This window comes from uncultured Campylobacter sp. (assembly GCF_937980635.1).
Lineage (GTDB): Bacteria > Campylobacterota > Campylobacteria > Campylobacterales > Campylobacteraceae > Campylobacter_B.
Genome location: NZ_CALJPG010000012.1, coordinates 1 through 16,912, shown reverse-complemented (window position 1 = coordinate 16,912; position 16,912 = coordinate 1). Strand labels below are relative to the sequence as shown.

Annotated in this window: 15 protein-coding genes; 11 read left to right on the top strand and 4 right to left on the bottom strand. The window is 50.7% G+C overall.

Annotation, left to right across the window (positions count from 1 at the left end; all coding sequences use genetic code 11):
* Positions 1-377: 377 nt before the first annotated feature.
* From lepA to Q0460_RS02900, 3 genes are all read left to right on the top strand, one after another.
* On the top strand, positions 378-2,174 hold the full coding sequence (gene lepA / locus Q0460_RS02910; RefSeq protein WP_299084668.1) for a translation elongation factor 4: 1,797 nt from the start codon (positions 378-380) through the stop codon (positions 2,172-2,174).
* Between the two features lie 617 nt (positions 2,175-2,791).
* Positions 2,792-3,034: a hypothetical protein gene (locus Q0460_RS02905; protein ID WP_005873092.1), complete on the top strand. Its 243-nt coding sequence runs from the start codon at positions 2,792-2,794 to the stop codon at positions 3,032-3,034.
* Entirely contained in the window at positions 3,016-3,330 is a 315-nt protein-coding gene (locus tag Q0460_RS02900; RefSeq protein WP_299084665.1) for a DUF6882 domain-containing protein, read from the top strand. Before Q0460_RS02905 ends, Q0460_RS02900 begins: the two co-directional genes overlap by 19 nt.
* A gap of 233 nt (positions 3,331-3,563) precedes the next feature.
* On the opposite strand, the gene Q0460_RS02895 is transcribed toward Q0460_RS02900, so the two are convergent.
* Positions 3,564-3,734, bottom strand: a complete 171-nt coding sequence (locus Q0460_RS02895; protein WP_299084662.1) for a hypothetical protein — start codon at positions 3,732-3,734, stop codon at positions 3,564-3,566.
* Entirely contained in the window at positions 3,709-4,452 is a 744-nt protein-coding gene (locus tag Q0460_RS02890) for a hypothetical protein (RefSeq protein ID WP_299084659.1), read from the bottom strand. The genes Q0460_RS02895 and Q0460_RS02890 overlap by 26 nt, the downstream gene beginning before the upstream one ends.
* Between Q0460_RS02890 and Q0460_RS02885 the strand changes: the two genes are divergently transcribed.
* Positions 4,433-4,630, top strand: a complete 198-nt coding sequence (locus Q0460_RS02885; RefSeq protein ID WP_299084656.1) for a hypothetical protein — start codon at positions 4,433-4,435, stop codon at positions 4,628-4,630. The genes Q0460_RS02890 and Q0460_RS02885 overlap by 20 nt on opposite strands.
* 665 nt (positions 4,631-5,295) lie before the next feature.
* Here Q0460_RS02885 and Q0460_RS02880 read toward each other — a convergent pair.
* Positions 5,296-6,225 carry a ribose-phosphate pyrophosphokinase gene (locus tag Q0460_RS02880; RefSeq protein WP_005873085.1) on the bottom strand — a complete coding sequence of 310 codons (930 nt, stop codon included), beginning with the start codon at positions 6,223-6,225 and terminating at the stop codon, positions 5,296-5,298.
* Positions 6,226-6,520: 295 nt separating this feature from the next.
* Between Q0460_RS02880 and Q0460_RS02875 the strand changes: the two genes are divergently transcribed.
* Positions 6,521-6,886 carry a hypothetical protein gene (locus Q0460_RS02875; protein ID WP_005873084.1) on the top strand — a complete coding sequence of 122 codons (366 nt, stop codon included), beginning with the start codon at positions 6,521-6,523 and terminating at the stop codon, positions 6,884-6,886.
* Positions 6,887-6,990: 104 nt separating this feature from the next.
* Here Q0460_RS02875 and Q0460_RS02870 read toward each other — a convergent pair whose 3' ends face one another.
* Positions 6,991-9,405, bottom strand: coding sequence for a DNA polymerase III subunit gamma/tau (locus Q0460_RS02870; protein WP_299084651.1), 2,415 nt, complete (start codon positions 9,403-9,405; stop codon positions 6,991-6,993).
* Positions 9,406-9,498: 93 nt separating this feature from the next.
* On the opposite strand from Q0460_RS02870, the gene Q0460_RS02865 reads away from it, so the two are divergent.
* The 6 genes from Q0460_RS02865 to hemE all read left to right on the top strand — a co-directional run bounded on the left by Q0460_RS02865 (position 9,499) and on the right by hemE (position 16,317).
* Positions 9,499-10,047, top strand: a complete 549-nt coding sequence (locus Q0460_RS02865) for a YajG family lipoprotein (RefSeq protein ID WP_299084649.1) — start codon at positions 9,499-9,501, stop codon at positions 10,045-10,047.
* Complete coding sequence (locus Q0460_RS02860; protein WP_299084646.1) at positions 10,048-10,665, top strand: ComF family protein; 618 nt, start codon at positions 10,048-10,050, stop codon at positions 10,663-10,665.
* 50 nt (positions 10,666-10,715) lie between these two features.
* A complete protein-coding gene (gene gyrA, locus Q0460_RS02855; RefSeq protein ID WP_299084721.1) occupies positions 10,716-13,448 on the top strand; it encodes a DNA gyrase subunit A in 2,733 nt (910 codons plus the stop codon).
* Complete coding sequence (locus tag Q0460_RS02850) at positions 13,441-14,472, top strand: aspartate-semialdehyde dehydrogenase (protein WP_299084643.1); 1,032 nt, start codon at positions 13,441-13,443, stop codon at positions 14,470-14,472. Before gyrA ends, Q0460_RS02850 begins: the two co-directional genes overlap by 8 nt.
* A 304-nt stretch (positions 14,473-14,776) precedes the next feature.
* Positions 14,777-15,268, top strand: a complete 492-nt coding sequence (locus tag Q0460_RS02845) for a YqhA family protein (protein ID WP_299084639.1) — start codon at positions 14,777-14,779, stop codon at positions 15,266-15,268.
* A gap of 2 nt (positions 15,269-15,270) precedes the next feature.
* Positions 15,271-16,317, top strand: a complete 1,047-nt coding sequence (gene hemE, locus Q0460_RS02840; protein WP_299084636.1) for a uroporphyrinogen decarboxylase — start codon at positions 15,271-15,273, stop codon at positions 16,315-16,317.
* Positions 16,318-16,912 lie beyond the last annotated feature (595 nt).

Genomic DNA, 16,912 nt, shown 5'->3' with positions numbered 1-16,912 from the left:
GGCGATCCTCCTCCCGTTTATTAAAATTTTCAGCCATCGGCATTGCGAGTTTCGCGTAGCGCGATCATGCAAGGCTTATTGTAAATTTTTATTGCGCTAGATTTTACATTTCAATACAGCCGCAAAAATCAATTAGGAAAAACTGCGCTCAATCCTCATCCTAAAATTCTATCGCGGCAAAACGCACCGCCGATAAAATTTAAAATTACTCAAAGTCGCCCGTATTTCCCCTATCCTTCAAAATTTTATTTCGTAAAATTCCAATCCGCCTAGAGCCGCCTTATAAATTTCGCCTCATAAATTCTATTCGTCCATTTACCCGTTTTTAAATGAAATTTCGGCACAATGCGGCTTAAAATTTTATCAGGGAAAGCCACTTGAAAACAAAAAATATCAGAAATTTCAGCATCATCGCGCATATTGACCACGGCAAATCCACACTCGCAGACCGCCTGATTAGCGAGTGCAACGCCGTTGAGGCGCGCCAGATGAGCAGCCAGATCATGGATACGATGGATATCGAAAAGGAGCGCGGTATCACGATCAAGGCGCAGTCCGTGCGGCTCGAGTATGAGCTCGGCGGCGAGAAATACGTTTTAAATTTGATCGACACCCCTGGCCACGTGGATTTCAGCTATGAGGTCTCGCGCTCGCTGGCTAGCTGCGAGGGGGCGATCCTCGTCGTGGATGCGAGCCAGGGCGTGCAGGCGCAGACCATCGCAAACGTCTATATCGCGTTGCAGCACAACCTCGAGATTATCCCCGTGCTCAACAAAATCGATCTGCCCGCCGCCGATCCGCAGCGCGTAAAAGATGAGATCGAGCACGTCATCGGGCTTGATTGCAGCAGTGCGATCGAGGTCAGCGCCAAAACGGGCGTGGGTATCAAGAAGCTTTTAGAGGCGATAATCACTCGCATCCCCGCGCCCAAAACGGACGACGCTGCGCCGCTTAAGGCGCTCATCTACGACAGCTGGTTCGATAACTACCTGGGTGCGCTCGCTCTAGTTAGGCTCTACGACGGCGTGCTGAAAAAGGGCGACGAGGTCTATATTATGGGTAGCGAGAACCGCCACGAGGTGCTTGATCTGATGTATCCCAACCCGCTTGCGCCCGCTAAAACCCGCGAGCTTAGCAGCGGCGAAGTGGGCATCGTAGTAATGGGGCTAAAAAACGTCGCCGACGTGCAGGTGGGCGATACGATCACTCTTTTTAAAAATCGCGCCGCCGCGCCCGTGGGCGGCTTTGAGAAGGCTAAGCCCTTCGTGTTTGCGGGCATCTATCCCGTGCAGACCGATAAATTTGAAGACCTGCGCGACGCTTTGGATAAGCTGAACCTAAACGACAGCTCGCTTAGCTACGAGCCTGAAACGTCGCTCGCGCTAGGATTTGGCTTTCGCGTCGGGTTTTTGGGGCTGCTGCATATGGAGGTCGTAAAAGAGCGGCTCGAGCGTGAGTTCGATCTCGATCTCATCGCTACGGCGCCGACCGTTACATACGCCGTGTATCTCACGGACGGCTCGTGCGTACGGATACACAGCCCCAGCGAGCTTCCTGCGCCAAATTTCATCGAGCGCATCGAGGAGCCCTACGTCAGGGCGACCATCATCACCCCGAGCGAGTTTTTGGGCAATCTCATCAGCCTTTTAAATTTGCGCCGCGGCATCCAAACCAAGATGGATTACATCACGCCTGAGCGCGTCCTGCTCGAATACGACGTGCCTACAAACGAGATCATAATGGACTTTTACGACAAGCTCAAGTCCTGCACCAAGGGTTATGCGAGCTTTGATTACGAGCCGATCGATTACAGGCGCGGTGATCTCGTAAAGCTCGACATCCGCGTCGCTGGCGAAGCGGTCGATGCGCTCTCGATCATCGTGCCCGCCTCAAAGGCCGAATCCAAGGGGCGCGACCTCGTCAAAGCGATGAAGGAGATCGTGCCGCGGCAGCTTTTTGAGGTCGCTATCCAGGCTAGCATCGGCAACAAGATCATCGCGCGCGAAAACGTCCGCGCCATGGGCAAAAACGTGACCGCCAAATGCTACGGCGGCGACATCACGCGCAAGCGCAAACTGCTCGAGAAGCAAAAAGAGGGCAAGAAGCGCATGAAAGCAATCGGCAAGGTAAATCTGCCGAGCGAGGCATTTTTGAGCGTACTGAAGATCGATTAAATTTAGCGCGCGGGTGATCTAAATTTCATCTTTTGCCGCGCGGCCGTAAAATTTGATTTTAAATTTTGACGATCGTTTGGGCGGTTTAAATTTAGCGGCTCGCCGTTCGGTATGAAATTTCGTCTTTAAATTTAACGATCTTAAGAGGCGATTTAAATTTTATGACTGCACGGCGTTTAAACTCTCGCTCGCTGCCCGATCTGATACATTCGCTTCTACGTGCCCGTTTTGCGCCGCTTTAAGCTCTATTGCTCACTACTCGGTCGTAGAATTACGCCGCTCGCCGTTAGGCTAAAATAATTTTGCCTTTAAATTTTGACGATCTCCGAGCGGTTTAAATTTTTGCCGCCCGCCGATCATTGCGGTCGCGCCCGTCATCTCCTACAGTTGCACTCGCTGTGCCCGTCGCCTTCTGCAAAATTCTATCCGGGTGGCGTTCTGTTATGAAATTTTATCCGCTGCGGATTTATAAAATTTGATTAAATTTTACTGCGCGCCGCATGAAATTTCCATAGTGCGAGTGTTTTATAGCAAAACGGCGTGCGCGGTGTATAAGAGAGCGCCGATAAATTCAGCAAAAGCGTTAAATTTATCGGTGCAAGATCAAGGGAGAAACGATGAAATTTTTAGACCGCTTGGGCGTGGATAGGAGCAGCTTTACTGATCTGTTTTCGGCATGTTTAGGCTGCGGCGCAAGGGTGCAAGAGATGGGCTCGAAGCTAATCATGAAGGGCAGGTGCCGCTCTGTGGATTTTGAGCGCGGTGAGACCCTCTTGGGCGACGATGCGCCGCGCACTATTTGGTATATCGGTAGCGAAGCAAGCGGCAGCCGCACGTGGCCGTGGGGTACGAGAACATAAACCGTCTCGATAAGCGGCTATTTACCCTTGCGCGAGATGTGCGCGACTTCGGCTTGCAGCACGGGCTAGCAGAGCTTAGCATGTCCAAGCTTGCACTAAGCGAGGAGATAAACGGGCATGCTCTAAGCGCGATCGCGTGCGGGCTATCGCAGGAGCCCGCAATCTACTACCGCTGCCCGCACGCCGGCGGAGCGGTGTTTGTGGGTTCTCGGCAGGCGAGTGCGTGGCGCCAGATAGTACGATCAAGGCCGGTATGGACGCAAGCGAGCTTATCTCTTTGGCGTGCGATTACATAGGCACATTTCAGCTAAATCACGCCGTTTTATCGGGGGGCGCTTTTGATGAGAAACGGCACGAAATTTAGCGAAGCGGTGGGCAAGATCGTAGCGAATTTTAAAAATGATGCGCTCTTTTCGTTTGATAATTTGAGGCGGCTAAGCGAGGTGGAGTTTGCCGTATAGAGCCGCAAATATCGTGCCGTGCATTCGCGGCTTTGAAATTTACGCCGTGAAATTTTGCCCTGCAAATTTTATATCGTAGAATTTTGCGCCTTGGAATTTTGCTCGGTAGAATTTGCATCGCGGAATTCCGCCAAGTGAAATTCTGTCTTAAATTTTACGCCGTAAAATTCCGCTACTCTATCCGCGCCCAAGCCTTTAAATTTTAAACCAAAATCAGCCGCCGTCGATGTCGAAGTCAAGATGCTCTTTGAAATAAGCGCGCAGCCTGCGGCGGTCGTTGCGACCGGGCGTGATCGCAAACCACAGCACGCGGTCGTTTAGATCCTTGCCGCGGATCAGCACGGTGTCGCGCAGCAAGATGTCGTGAAAGTCGCCGTTTAGCCGCCACGACGAGAGCGCCTTGGCGAAGAAAAATATCACGACGCCCGCCGCCAGCATCTCATATGCCATAGTTAACTGCTCGCTCATGGCGATACCCACTAGCCATAGCACGATCATCGATCCGATCCCGAATTTAAAGAGTCGCTCGTGTTTTACGTAGCGGGAGTGGCTAAGCGCCGTGTAGCCGGTGCAGGTGCGCAAAAAGCCTGGAGTGAGCCTAACGTAGTCGATGTTAAAGAGCAAAATTTCGCTCTTGCGCTCGTTTGAAACGAAGGTAATCGCGTGGTCGTTAAATTTAAACAGCCCGCCACCATCGCGCCCTTGATACCAAGCTATGCCGGCGATCAAAAGTCCTAAAATCCCGCCTCCACCGCGTCCGTGACCGTTTCCTAAAAAAATTTTATCTAAATCTAGCCCTGCCGACATGCCGTAAAAAAATATAAAAGCCATCATCGTAACGGAGAAGATCACGATGAAGGAATTGTCGTTTTTGACGCTAAATCCGCCTGTGCTCGTGGTTCGTGCGCCGCGGCTGCGAAGGGCGGCTTTGTAGTCTTTGGTAGTAAAAGTAGGCATCAGCTTCCTTCCTTTCGGGCTTGCAAAACAGCTTGCGCGCGCTTTTAAAGCCCGTTTAAAACAGCGGAATTTTATAAAATTTCAGATCAAATTCGGATTAAATTTTAAATTTGAAGAGGCTTTGAAATTTAAGTTGGTTTCAAATTTAAAGGATTTGAAATTTGACCGTCTAGCTTAAGATCACAATAAAGCGTTACAGAAGCTTTGCAGGCGAAGCTACTCCGTTAAGAGCGGCAAGCGCTCGATAAGCACGGCATTTTGAGTCTTACAATACTCTAAATATAAAGAATTTCGGCGCTAAAATTAAACGCACTGGCTGGTGTATGCTTGTCGGCGCGTGCTGCGGATTTTGCGGCGAAATTTAAAACGTAGTTTTGCACGATTTAGCGGGTGCGAGTTTTGCAGAAGCGCAGCTGCACGGGCGATGCGAATGCGCGCAAATTATCATAAATTTAAAGCGTAGCGGCGCTGTGCGATCTCATCAAATATACGGAAAATTTTACGGGCAAATTTAAAACGCAGTTTTTCGAAGTCAATACGGCGGATTAAAATGCGGCTTGTAGCGGTTAATGCGGTAAATTTGCTCTGTGGTTGCAGTTAAATTTTTCCGCCGCGCGGAGTAAATGCCGCGCATAAATTGAATTCGCCGCGTAGAAGCTAAATTTCGCGTCGCAGTTAAATCCACAATAAGTTAAATCGGCAGCGAGTTAAAACGCCGTAAATTTAGAGCCCATAAGCACAAGCGATTGGCTTGGGCTGCGTTGCGTCTCTTACTACAAAGCGCCTAGTTCGCATTCCTGCGGCTGTCTAAAACAAACTGCACAACGCTTTAAATTTTAAAATTTATTTGAATAAGCTGTTTACGCTCTCGTCGTGATATACGCGTCTGATGACCTCGCCGAAGAGCGGAGCGACGCTGATTACCTTGATGCGGTCGCTTTCCTGCTTTAGCGGGATCGTGTCGGTCACGACTAGGCCGTCCAGCGCGCCGCTTTCGATGCGCTCATATGCCGGGCCGCTTAGCACGGCGTGCGTACAAAACGCGCTGACACTCTTCGCGCCCTGTTCCTTAAACGCGCCCGCAGCCTTGACGATGGTGCCCGCGGTATCGATCATATCGTCGATTAGGATCACGTCCTTGCCCGCGACGTCGCCGATGATGTTCATCACCTCGCTTTTGTTCGCCTCCTCGCGGCGCTTATCGACGATGACGAGATCGAGTGAGAGCTTTTTGGCGAAGCTTCTGGCGCGCGCGACGCCGCCCACGTCGGGGCTAGCGATGATCGGATTTTTTAAATTTTTCTCTTTCAGGTAGTCCAAAAATATCAGCGAGCCGTAGAGGTTATCGACGGGCACGTCGAAAAAGCCCTGTATCTGCCCCGCGTGCAGATCCATCGTGACGACGCGGTCAATCCCTGCCGTCTGCATCATATTCGCCACGAGCTTTGCGCTGATCGGTACGCGCGGGGCTGCCTTGCGGTCTTGGCGAGCGTAGCCGAAGTAGGGCACGACCGCCGTGATTGAGTTCGCGCTGGAGCGCTTCAGCGCGTCGGTTAGAATCAAAAGCTCCATCAGATTGGAGTTTGCGGGCGCGCATGTGGGCTGGATGACGAAGACATCCTTACCGCGCACGCTCTCGCCGATCTGGACGCTGATTTCGCCGTCGCTGAAGGTTTTGATCGCGCATTCGCTAAGAGGTAGCGAGAGATATTTGGAGATTTTTTTGGCAAATTCGGGATTTGCGGTGCCGGAGAAAATTTTATATCCGCGCATTTTGATGACCTTTGAATTGAAATTTGCTCGAATTCTACATCAAAAGCGCTAAATTTTAGCTAATTCGCCCGCCGCGCTTGCGTAAAATTCATAAGCAAGCATCGCGGACCGCTGCCCGTTTGCGAGATAAATTCTTTAAAATTTCAGGGCGGATCGGCTTGCCGCGGTCTTACTAGGGTGAAATTTGGCTTTGGATTGTAACCGATACGCGCGCAGGTCATCGGAGCCCGCGTTTTCTCGCTAGTATCTGCGCGGATGCGACTAAAACCGTATTGAAAAGTTTTATGAAAGTCTGATGGAGCGCATCAAACAAGTGGTGCGGTCAAAATCGTATCGCGGAGGGCATGGTGCCGATGAGTGCGAAATTTTATATTTGCGATACAGACGGGTAGAATTTATCTTTAAAGCTGCGGAGATTGTGCATAAATTTAGATTTAAGCCTGTGCGGGACGACTGCGCGAATACTTTGCGATACGTTAAATTTCGACTACCGCGGCGCATAAATTTTATATTTCTTGGGCGGTTAAATTTAAAATGCGTTTTGCTTTGGCGAAAATTTAAAGCTCGCTATCTAGAGCTTGATCGTGTGCCGCGAAATTTTAAAATTTATCGTGCAAGCTCCATTCGTCGCGTAAATTTATATATTGCCTTTACCGCTTAAATTTTAAAATCGTGCAGGCTTGCTTCGCCGTGTAAATTTCGGAATTGCTTTTGCACGTTTAAATTTTAAAATCGCACGGAGGTAAATTTAATCCGCATAAAGCGCTATTCTGTGATTTTGGTGGGCTCGCCGAATAGCCTATTTATCTCGGAGATCAAAATTTCCTTGCCGTCCTGCGCGCCGTTTGCGAGCTCGGCAAGACCTGCCTTGGCGGCGCGCACGCTCTTGCTCGTATCGCGGGGTTTTGCGGCGTAGTTTTGCGGATCGGTGGATCTTAACAGATCGTCCTTCTCCCCGTCGTCATCTCCTACAGAAATTTCGGAATTTTGCAGCTTGGAATTTGAAGCGGAATTTTGCGAATTGGAATTCGTCGTGGAATTTCGCTGCGCAGAATTTTGCGTCGCAGAATTTTTCAAATTTTGTTGCTCGGAATTTCTTGCCGCATCCGTTTGCAATTTTGCGGCTTGCGCTTCATTTGCGGTGGAATTTATTTGCGGCGCACAGCTCTGCTCGCTCTCTTGCTCGCCGGTTAAATTCTTATGATATTGCTTGCCTGCTTGCGTAGCTGCGGGATTTTCTTGCACGCTGCTAGAAGTGGGGCTTTCAGTAAAATTTTGTGCCGCGGAATTTACAGGGCTTTGCGAGGCCGAATTTGCAGGGCGTGTAGTATCGACGCCGGATTTGGAAGCCGCGCCTTGCGTAAAATTCTTGCTTTGCGTAGCAGTTGCGCCGCGCGCGGAATTCCGATCGTGCTCGCTTTGGGCGGGATCATCGCTATTTTGCGGCGCGCCTTGCTCGATCTTGATGGCCGCGCTCTCGCCGAAAAGCGATTTTAGCACGCTATTTATCGCTCGCGAGCCCTTGCGTAGGTACTCTCTGTCCTGCCCCTGCGCGCGCGAGAGCAGATACAGCGTGCTGCGCTCGAACTTTAAAAATTCCACGCACTTGCTAAATTTCTCGCCCAGATCGTAATCGCGATCGTAAATTTTGGCTAAAAAATTCTCGTAAATTTCATTTTGAGCGCCCGTTTTGATGGCGGAACTTACGCCGTTCCGCGCCGTCTTGGTGCCTGCGGCGACGGCTGCATCTTGCTGTGCGGCGCCGCTTTTGGCGTCGTTTCGCGCCGCAAGGCTTCGCTCACTTTCTGCGGTATCAGGTGTATCGCTGCGCTTGCTCGCATCGCTAGATGTGCCGTTTAATTTATCGGCAGCCACACTGCCCGTCGCCGTATTTGAATCGCCGCCATGCGCTTTCGCCGCGCCGCTCGGCGTGAGAATGCGGTCCGTGCCTTGCTCGGCGCCTTGATTAAAATTTGGCGTGGAGTTTGCGCTCGCCCTAGAGTCTATGCCCGCTCCAGAGCCCACCGCAAAGCTTGGGCTTGATCTAAAATTTCCGTCGCCGGAGAAATTCGGTTCAGCCGAAAAGCGATCGTTCGCAAAAGAGCCCATCGCGCCAGTGCCTTGATCCAGCGATCTGCCGACCTCTATGAGCTCGTCGATTTCGCGCAGATTTACCGCCTCCATCATCATAAAAATCATCATAGAAATCGCGTAGGTGTTGTCCGGGCTGATGGCGAGCATGCTCTTAGCGCCCGCTAAAATACGGAAAAACCGCTCGTACATCAGCAGGCTAAATTTCGCGTCGCGGCGCAGGAATTTATCCTTTAAATTTGCGATCATCTCGTCGATTATCGTCTCGGCGTTGTAGTTTTCGACCTCTTTGATGATCTCGATCGCGCCCGCGCGGTCCTGGCGCAGCACGATGTCTAAAATTTCGCCGATTTTAGCGGGATCGAGCAAGCCCAGCATATCGGCGATCGCGCGCTGCGTGATTCCTTCGCGGCTAAAGATAATCGCCTGATCGAGGAGCGTGAGCGTGTCTCGTAGTGAGCCTGAGCCGCTACGCGCCAAAATTTCAAGCGCGCCCTCTTCGTAAGCGATGTTTTCGGTTTTTAAAATTTGCACGAGGTGCGCTACGACGGCGCTTTTGGCGATCGGCTTAAAGCGAAAGTGCTGCGTGCGCGATAGCACCGTGACGGGAAGCTTGAGCGGATCGGTAGTCGCAAGGATAAATTTTACGTAAGCAGGCGGCTCCTCAAGCGTCTTTAAAAGCGCGTTGGAGGCCTCTTTGGTGAGCATATGCACCTCGTCGATGATGAAAATTTTAAAGCGCGCGCTTGCGGGATGATACTTCGTCTGCTCGATAAGCTCGCGGATATCGTCGATCTTGCGGTGGCTGGCGGCATCCATCTCGATGATGTCGATGTGGCGCCCCTCGTTTGCCATTACGCAGTTATCGCAGACCTCGCACGGCTTGCCGGTAGGGCCTTTATCGCATAAAAGCGCTTTGGCAAAAATCCTAGCCATCGAGGTTTTGCCGCTGCCGCGAAGTCCGCTGAAAAGATATGCGTGGCTCAGCCTGCCCGAATCCAGCGCGTGCGCGAGGCTTGTGGCGACGGCGTCTTGACCGATGAGCTGCTCGAAGCTTTTGGGTCTGTATTTTAAAGCGAGTGCTTGCAAAATTTCTCCTTTGATTCTGCTAATGATACAAAAAAATCTATAAATTTTAAATTTAGTGCTACAATGCGCCCGAATTTCAGAAAAAGGATCGAAATGAAAGAATTTTTACTCGGCGTCTTTGCGCTATTTTTTGTCGCTTGCTCGCAAACCAGCAGCGTCATTAGCCTAAATCCGTATCTTTCTAAGGCCGATCAGACCGTAAGCGGCAAGTCGGTAAATATCAACGCGATCAACGATCAGCGCGAAAATCAGATGGTAATCGCCGTTATAAACGACAACGACGGCAAACTCGTCGATGAAGTGCTTTTAAAAAACAATCTCTCGGCGTGGTTCGATAAGGCTTTGCGCGCGGAGCTTGAGGCTCGCGGCGTAAGGATTGATCCTGCAAGCCCGAATATCGTAACCGTAAATATCAGAAGCATCTCGGCAGCGATCAACGGCTACTCGAAGGAAAATATGAGCGCAAGAGGCGAGATCGCGATTTCTATCGTGCAGGGCAACAAAACTACGACCAAGCGCGTTTCGCAGGATCAGAGCCAATTTACCGCGCTTCGCACGGCTAGATCGCTTAATCCTTTTGTGCAAAGCTTACTTGGCGACATCGTCAAAAAATCCGCCGATCAAATCATCTTGACGCTTTAGATGCGCTGCGTAAATTGCGGCGCGTTTAGCCTGCGCACGATCTGTGCCGCCTGCGCCGCAAATTTAGCCGAGTGCCGCCTAAGTATGCGGCAAGTAGAGGGCTTTAGCGTGTTTTACTACTACGGCTACTCCGAAATTCGAGAGCTTATACTTTCTAAACATCACGAATACGGCGCTGCGGTGCTTGCGCGCATAGCCTCTTTAAGCTTAGCAAAATTCCCGCTTCATCTGCAGCGCGAAATTTCAGCAAATCCGCAAAACTACGAAGCGTTTAAAACGAACGGGGTTTTTAAATTTAACGCCGTGCCGCTAGATGATGACGCACGCAGTGGCTATTCACACACGGCGATCTTAGCCCGTGCACTAAAAAGCGAGCTTGTGGGGCCTAAATTTCACTGCCTGCGCGCGCAAAACCGCGTCAAATACAGCGGGCAGAGTCTGGAATTTCGCCTAAAGCACAAGCGAAATTTTAAAATTTTAACCCCGCCGCAATTCCCCGTAATCCTAGTAGACGACATCATTACCTCGGGCCTTAGCATGCTGCAAGCGCGCGAGACTTTAATGCAGGGCGGCTTTACGCCCGTATGCGGCTTGGTTTTAGCTAATGCAAAAGAATAATTCGCTATAATCGCGCTTTAAAATTTAAAAGGATATTTATGCAATCAAATATGTTTGAAAATCAGGAGATCATCGATATCGACGTCGAAGAATCGATCAAGACGAGCTATCTTGATTACTCGATGAGCGTTATCATCGGTCGTGCGCTGCCGGACGCCAGAGACGGCCTAAAGCCGGTGCATAGGCGAATTTTATACGCGATGAACGATCTTGGCGTAGGCTCTCGCCAGCCATACAAAAAATCCGCTCGTATCGTAGGCGATGTCATCGGTAAATACCATCCGCACGGCGATACCGCCGTTTACGACGCGCTCGTGCGAATGGCGCAGAGCTTTTCGATGAGAATTCCTTCCGTGGACGGGCAGGGTAACTTTGGTTCGATCGACGGCGACGGCGCGGCGGCGATGAGGTATACCGAAGCGCGTATGACGCCGCTAGCCGAGGAGCTGCTAAAAGACCTAGACAAAGAGACGGTCGATTTCGTGCCGAACTACGACGAGAGCCTGAACGAGCCCGACGTCCTGCCTGCGCGCGTGCCGAATTTGCTGCTTAACGGCTCGAGCGGAATCGCCGTCGGAATGGCGACGAATATCCCACCGCACAGCCTAGATGAGCTCGTGGGCGGTCTTTTGATACTGCTTGAGAATAAAAACGCAAGCCTAGAGGAGATCATGGGCGAGATCAAGGGTCCCGATTTTCCGACCGGCGGCATCATCTACGGCAAAAAAGGGATTATCGAGGCGTATAAAACGGGCAGAGGGCGCGTTAAAATTCGCGCTAAAACCCATATCGAAAAAAAGGCTAGTAAAGACGTCATCGTAATTGACGAGCTGCCGTATCAGACAAATAAAGCGCGCTTAATCGAGCAGATCGCGGATCTCGTAAAAGAAAAGCAGATCGAAGGCATCTCCGAAGTGCGCGACGAGAGCGATCGCGACGGAATTCGCGTAGTAATCGAGCTTAAGCGCGACGCGATGAGCGAGATCGTGCTGAATAATCTATTTAAGCAAACTACGATGGAGGCGACCTTCGGCGTGATAATGCTCGCAATCGACGGCAAGGAGCCGAAGATTTTCACGCTTATAGAGCTTTTGAAGCTGTTTTTGAACCACAGAAAAACCGTCATCATCCGCCGCACGATTTTTGAGCTTCAAAAAGCGCGCGCTAGAGCGCACATCTTGGAGGGCTTAAAGATCGCGCTAGATAATATCGACGAAGTGATCGACGTAATTAGAAACTCCGCCGACACCAACGTCGCGCGCGAAAATTTAATGAGCAGATTCGGCCTCAGCGAGGCGCAATCGGGCGCGATTTTGGATATGAGGCTAAGCCGCCTAACGGGGCTTGAGCGTGAAAAGATCGAGGAGGAGCTAAAAGAAATTTTAGCCGAGATAAAGCGGCTTGACGCGATCCTAAAGAGCGAGGAGCTGATTGAGGGCATCATCAAAGATGAGCTTTTGGAGATCAAGGATAAATTCAGATGCCCGCGCATCACCGAAATCGTCGATGACTACGAGGATATCGACATCGAAGATCTTATCGCGAATGAAAATATGGTCGTTACGATCACTCACCGCGGCTACATCAAGCGCGTGCCTAGCAAGACTTACGAGAAGCAAAAGCGCGGCGGCAAGGGGCGCGTGGCGGTTACGACGTACGATGACGACTTCATCGAGAGCTTTTTTACGTCCAACACCCACGATACGCTTATGTTTATCACCGACCGCGGACAGCTTTACTGGCTCAAAGTTTATAAAATTCCGGAGGGCTCGCGCACCGCAAAGGGCAAGGCGGTAGTAAATTTAATCCAGCTCGGCGCGGACGAAAAGATCATGGCGATCATCCCTACGACCGATTTTGATCCGAGCAAGTCGCTCGTATTTTTCACTCGCAACGGTATCGTAAAACGCACGAATTTAAGCGAGTTTAAAAATATCCGCTCGCTCGGCATCCGCGCTATCAGCCTAGATGAGGACGATACGCTAGTAACCGCCCTCATCGCTCCAAACAGCGCCGAGGAGATGCAAAACTACAAAGGAGGCGCTCTAAGCGGCGACGATCTGGACGGCGGCGAGGCTGAAGAAATTCTAGAGCAAACTGAGCAGGATATTTTAGAGGGAAGCGAGAATGAAATTTCAGATGAAATTTCGCAAGACGAGGGCGCGCAAGAGGGCGAGCCGCAAAGCGCTAACGAAAATATGCTCTTCATCGCTACGAAAAAGGGAATGTGTCTTAAATTTAATCTAAATAAAATTCGCCAGATGGGGCGCATCGCTCGCGGCGTAAAAGGGATTAAATTTAAAGAAAAAGGCGACGAGGTCATTGGTGCCGCGTTTATTCTAAGCGATATGCAAGAAATTTTAAGCGTGAGCCAAAAGGGTATCGGCAAGCGCACGACCGCGAGCGAGTATCGCCTCACAAACCGCGGCGGCAAGGGCGTCATCTGCATGAAACTCACCAACCGCACGGGCGAGCTCATCGGCGTCGTGATGGTCGATGAGGAGATGGATCTCATGGCGCTAACCACCAGCGGCAAGATGATCCGCGTAGATATGCAAAGCATCCGCAAAGCGGGCCGCAATACCAGCGGCGTCATCGTCGTAAATGTCGAGGGCGACGACGTCGTAAGCATCGCGACCTGCCCGAAAGCCGAGGAGGGCGACGAGGGCGAAGCGGACGAGCTTGCGCAGGATGAAAATTTATTAAATTCAAATTTAGATAGTAAAAATTCGCAGAGCGACGGCCCTAGCGATGAAATTTTAAAAGGAGGAGAGGATGAGTAGTTACAATATCGCCATCGTAGGCGCTACCGGCGCCGTAGGCGAGGAGATTTTGCGCGTCTTAGACGAGATGAACTTCCCCGTAAAGGACATACTGCCGCTTGCAAGCGCAAAGAGCGCGGGCGAGAAGGTGGAATTCCGCGGCAAAGAATACGTCGTGAGGGAGCTAACGGACAGCACCTTCGACGAAAACGAGATCGACATCGCATTTTTTAGCGCGGGCGGCTCCATTTCGGCGCATTACGTGCCATTTGCGGCGGCAAGCGGTGCGGTGGTGATCGACAACACGAGCCACTTTCGTATGCAAGAGGACGTCCCACTCGTAGTGCCGGAGTGCAACCCGCAGGATATAAAACTATGGGAAGAGACAGGCATCATCGCTAATCCGAACTGCTCTACCATCCAGATGGTTCAAATTCTTAAGCCGCTTGATGACGCGTTTGATATCGAGCGCGTGGACGTAAGCACCTACCAGGCGACAAGCGGCGCAGGTAAAGAGGGTATGAGCGAGCTTGTAGAGCAGTTGCAGCAGTTTTTCGCTTTTAAGCTTGATGAGTGCGAGCCGAAGGTTTTCCCGCATCAGATCGCGATGAATGTCATCCCGCACATCGATGTATTTTTGGACAACGACTACACCAAAGAAGAGATGAAGATGGTGAACGAAACGCAGAAAATTTTGCATAAAAACTTCGCCGTTTCGGCTACCTGCGTGCGCGTGCCGGTGCTTCGCAGCCACAGCGAGGCGATCACGATAAAATTTAAAAAAGATTTTGAGATTAGCCGCGTGCGAGAAATTTTAAGAAACGCGCCTAGCATCGTGCTTGCAGACGATCCGAGCAAAAACGAGTACCCGATGCCGTTGCTTTCTAGCGATACGAACGAAACCTACGTCGGCAGGCTCCGCAGGGACAATTTCGACGATAAAATTCTGCATCTTTGGTGCAGCGCCGATCAGATCCGCGTCGGAGCGGCTACGAACGCCGTGCGCATCGCGCTTCGCTGGATCGATATGCAGCAAGATAAGTAGGATAATTTAGCAAGGCTGCCGAGTTTTTGCACGCGAATACAGTCGCGCGCGTGATTTCGGCGCCGAGATCTGGCGAATAAAATTTGCAAATCAGCCTAATTAAAATTTAACGCCGTGAGCTGAAATTTTGCGCCTTTAACCTGGCGCAAAATTTTAAAGACTCAAACGGACGCCATCAAATGGGGTAAATTTACGTGATTGCAAACGAGTGTAAATTTAAACGGACACTTCGGCATAGAGCGGCTTTTAAATTTATACATTCGTTTGCGGAGCGGATAATCCCGAATTAAAATTTAAGGAAAAAATGAAAACTCTATTTGAAAAATTTTTACTTTGCAGCAAATTTTTAACCCTCCTGCCCGTGCTTTTTTGCATCGCGGCAGGCGCAGCGATATTTGTGACGGCAAGCTACGAAATCGGCTCGGCGATCTATAAAATCGTAGAATTTTTTCTAGCTCCGCAGAGCGAGCGAGCGTTTTACGTCGATATTTTAAGCGAGATAATAACGGCGATCGATCTATATTTGGTCGCTATCGTGCTGCTAATCTTCGTATTTGGAATTTACGAGCTGTTTATCGACGAGTTTGTGGATCTAAATTTGCAAGTTTTAAAGATCGCCTCGCTCGAGGAGCTGAAGCACAAACTCGGCAGCGTCATTATAATGGTGCTCGTAGTGGATTTTTTCAAGCGAATTTTGCACACCGATTTTACTACCCCTTTGGATATGCTTTTGCTCGCAGGAGCTATCTTTGCGGTTTGTTTAGCTTTGTATATTTTGAGTAAATTTAAAGGATAAAAATGGTTTTCATCGACGCATGCTTCGGCAAAGAGACCCCATACACGCCCATTTGGATGATGCGCCAGGCGGGGCGCTACCTGCCGCAATACATGGCGGTGCGCGAGAGGGCGGGCGATTTTTTGAGCCTGTGCCGCGACTATCGCGCCGCTAGCGAGGTAACGATCCAGCCCGTGGAGATTTTGGGCGTCGATGCGGCGATTTTATTTAGCGATATTTTGGTAGTGCCGATGCAGATGGGGATGAATCTGCGCTTCGAAGCGGGCGAGGGACCGCGCTTTAGCGATCCGATCCGCTCCCGGGGCGATTTGGCGCGCCTTGATCCGCAAAAGGCCGCGGCGGAGCTCGGATACGTTTATGATACGATCTCGCTTACTCGCTCTCGCCTTGTCGCGGACAAAGCGCTCATCGGCTTTTGCGGCGCGCCGTGGACGATCGCTACCTATATGATCGAGGGCGGCGGCAGTAAAAATTACGCCATTTGCAAAAGGATGCTCTACGAAAATCCGCAGCTTCTGCATGAAATTTTGCGCCTCGTTACGGAGGCGACGAAGCTTTATCTGGCGCGCCAGATCGGCTCGGGCGTCGATGCGGTGCAGATCTTCGATAGCTGGGCGGGTGCGCTGGAGCCGAGCGCGTACGAGGAGTTCGGCTGGCGATACATCTTGGAAATCACGGAATTTTTAAAAGCGAAATTCCCGCATATCCCGCTCATCGTCTTTGCCAAGGGCACGGGCGCGCAGATGTCGCGGCTGAGCCGTATCGCGGCGTATCGCGGCGCAGCGAGCTTTGACGTATGGGGCGTGGATTGGAGCACTCCTATGGGGCTTGCGCGCGAGCAGCTCGGGGGCAAATTTGCGCTTCAGGGCAACCTGGAGCCGATGCGGCTATACGATCGCGGCACGATAGAAACGGGCGTGCGCGAGATTTTAGCAGCGATGAAGGGTGCTGCGCATATCTTTAATCTAGGCCATGGAATTTTGCCCGACGTAAGCGTGCAAAACGCCAAATATCTGGTGGATCTGGTGCACGAGCTAAGCGCGCGCTAAGATCTTATTTTGCGAGAGCTCGCTTGCAGCGCGCCACTGTGAAATTTCATAGAGCCGTAATTTAAAATTTCACTCGCCCGGGTCAGCCTGCTTTGCTTCCGCACGATCTTTTCCGCTGCCCATAAATTTTAAATTTTGCACCGCTTTCACGCCGTTAAAACAGCTCGCGGAACGCAAAGCTTTAAAATTTTAAAATTCTGCGCCGTTTTGCGCGGCGGTATCGCTAAATTTTAAAATTTAGCCTAAATTTGAAATTTTATGCCGCTTTTACATTAAGCGAGGCTTAAAATTTTACGCGCTATGTATGTGGCGGCGTAAAATACCGCGAGCTTGCGAGTTTAAATTTAGCCCGCATATTAAATTTATGGCTCCACGCCCCAAATTTAAGGATAAATTCAAAGCTCTAAGCTTAAAATTTCGTCGTAGCGGGGCGGTGCGTAGAAGTGAAATTTCGCATAAAAGCGGCGCCGAATTTTGGCATGCGGAAGCAAAATTTAAAGCGAAATTTAAAGCAAAATTCTGCGCGCGAGTAACAGACCCCGCAAATCAAATCATGGAGCAAAAATGAGATATATTTTCGGGCCCGTGACCTCGC